This is a genomic window from Streptomyces anatolicus (assembly GCF_019400875.1).
Lineage (GTDB): Bacteria > Actinomycetota > Actinomycetes > Streptomycetales > Streptomycetaceae > Streptomyces > Streptomyces anatolicus.
Map to the genome: position 1 here is coordinate 1 of NZ_WMBF01000715.1, position 2,322 is coordinate 2,322.

The 2,322-nt window shown below is 72.6% G+C and carries 2 protein-coding genes and 1 pseudogene; 1 reads left to right on the plus strand and 2 read right to left on the minus strand.

Annotation, left to right across the window (positions count from 1 at the left end; translation table 11 throughout):
* Positions 1-45 precede the first annotated feature (45 nt).
* Both GKQ77_RS31715 and GKQ77_RS31720 read right to left on the minus strand, forming a co-directional pair.
* Entirely contained in the window at positions 46-717 is a 672-nt protein-coding gene (locus tag GKQ77_RS31715; RefSeq protein WP_125511721.1) for a response regulator, read from the minus strand.
* 14 nt (positions 718-731) lie between these two features.
* Positions 732-1,613: a RecB family exonuclease gene (locus GKQ77_RS31720; protein ID WP_219692568.1), complete on the minus strand. Its 882-nt coding sequence runs from the start codon at positions 1,611-1,613 to the stop codon at positions 732-734.
* Positions 1,614-1,682: 69 nt separating this feature from the next.
* Here GKQ77_RS31720 and GKQ77_RS31725 point away from each other — a divergent pair.
* A pseudogene (locus tag GKQ77_RS31725) lies at positions 1,683-2,322 on the plus strand (hypothetical protein); the annotation flags it as partial.

Here is a 2,322-nt window from a genome sequence, read left to right on the forward strand (position 1 = left end):
CCCCCTCGGGGGGCGGCCACCGTCGTCGTTCCGCCGCTTCTCGGGCTACTGCGCGCCGGGGCGCACCAGACCGCTCTCGTACGCGTACACCGCGGCCTGCACGCGGTCGCGCAGGCCCAACTTGGTGAGCACATGGCCGACATGGGTCTTCACGGTCGTCTCGCTGACGAAGAGGTCCGCCGCGATCTCCGCGTTCGACAGGCCGCGGGCCACCAGCTTCAGGACCTCCACCTCGCGGTCGGTGAGCGTGTGCAGCGCGTCCGGCACCGGCTCGTCGCCGGAGGGGAGGTGCGCGGAGTACTTGTCGAGGAGGCGGCGGGTGATGCTCGGCGCGAGCATCGCCTCGCCCCCGGCGACCACCCGGATCGCCTGCACCAGCTCGTTCGCCGGCGCGTCCTTCAAGAGGAAGCCGCTGGCACCGGCGCGCAGCGCCTCCACCACGTACTCATCGAGGTCGAAGGTGGTCAGCACAAGGACCTTCGCCGGGCCGTCACGGCCGGGCCCGGTGATCTGCCGGGTCGCCTCCACGCCGTCCATCCGCGGCATACGGATGTCCATGAGCACCACATCGGGCTGGAGCGCCCGCACCTGGTCGAGAGCCTGCAGGCCGTCTCCGGCCTCGCCGACGACCGCGATGTCCTGCTCGGCCTCCAGAATCATCCGGAACCCGGTGCGCAACAGCGGCTGGTCATCGACCAGTAGGACGCGGATGGCCACGTAACACTCCTTAGCTAGCCCGGGCCCATTCTGCCCTGCTCGCCCTCGGCGGACTCGGGCGCCCTCACCGGAAGCGGATACGGCGGGGGAGTCCCACCGAACTCCGGACATACCGCTTGGTGGTCGCACCAACCGCACAATTTCGTCGGCCGGGGCCGCCACTCGCCGGTGGCCGTCGCCCGCTCGATCGCCTCCCAGAGCGCGAGCAGCTTGCGCTCCACCCGCTCCAGGTCGGCCACGACCGGGTCATACGTGATCACGTCACCGCTGCCCAGATAGACGAGCTGGAGGCGGCGCGGGACCACGCCCTTCAGCCGCCACACCACCAGGGCGTAGAACTTCATCTGGAACAGCGCGCCCTCCGCGTACTCCGGACGCGGGGCCTTGCCCGTCTTGTAGTCGACGATGCGGACGTCGCCCGAAGGGGCGACGTCCACGCGGTCGATGATGCCGCGCAGCTTCAGGCCCGACGCCAGCTCGGCCTGCACGAAGAGCTCGCGCTCGGCCGGCTCGAGGCGCGTCGGGTCCTCCAGGGTGAACCAGCGCTCGACGAGCTTCTCCGCGTCCGACAGCCAGCGCGCCATCCGCTCGCCCTGTGGATCGTCGGCGAACAGCTCGGTCAGCTCCGGCTTGGTCTCGCGCAGCCGGTCCCACTGGCCGGGGATGAGCGACTTGGCGCGCGGCGCCGTGCGCTCGCTCGCCGGGGCGTCGAAGAGGCGTTCAAGGACAGCGTGCACCAGCGTGCCCCGCGTGGCGGCCTCGCTCGGCTTCTCGGGCAGCTTGTCGATCACCCGGAACCGGTAGAGCAAGGGGCACTGCATGAAGTCGCCCGCGCGTGAGGGCGACAGGGATGCCGGGCGCACGGCCGCCGCGGCACCTTCGGTGCTGGTTTCCATGAGGACAGACCCTACGACCCGGCACTGACAACAGCCGCATACCATCGACGACAGACCCTCTCGCCCTGCATGATCGTGCAGGCAATCGCGCCATACCGGGGCGAGGGACGCTTCGATCGAGGGGACATCGTGGACGAGAGCGGCGAGAGCGGCAGGCCGCAGTCCGACGGCACCGAGGGCCTGCGGCCGAGCGACAGGGCCGGCACGGCCGAAGCCCCCTCGGCCCGGGCCGACGGGCCTGCCGAGCCGACGGTCGACCCGGCCGAAGACCCCTCGGCCCCGGCCGACGGGCCTGCCGAGCCGAACCGGCCGACCGACGCGGAAGCGGGGGCACGGCGTCAGGCCGGCGATACGGATGAGCCGGGGGAGCCGAGCGACACGGCGGGGCCCCGGCAGGCCGGGACCCCGGCCCGCCTGCGACAGGCCGACACGGATGGCGCGTCCTTGGCCCGGGCGCGGCGGGGCGGCACGAGCGGGTCCTCCGCCGAGTCGCGGCAGGGTGATACGGATGTGCCCTCGGCGCAGGCGCGGCAAGGTGGTACGGGTGATACGGATGGGTCCTCCGCCGAGTCGCGGCAGACCGGCACAGGCGTGACCTCGGCCCAGCTGCCGCAGGGCGGCACGGGTGGGTCCCCGGCCGTCGAGCCCCGGTGGGGCGGCACGGATGGCGCGCCCCCCGCCCAGCCGCCGCAGGGCGGCACGGAAGGCG

What these genes read in the sequence shown, in the direction of transcription:
- GKQ77_RS31720 (WP_219692568.1), bottom strand. Translation starts at nt 1,613, where the DNA reads ATGGAAACCAGCACCGAAGGTGCCGCGGCGGCCGTGCGCCCGGCATCC.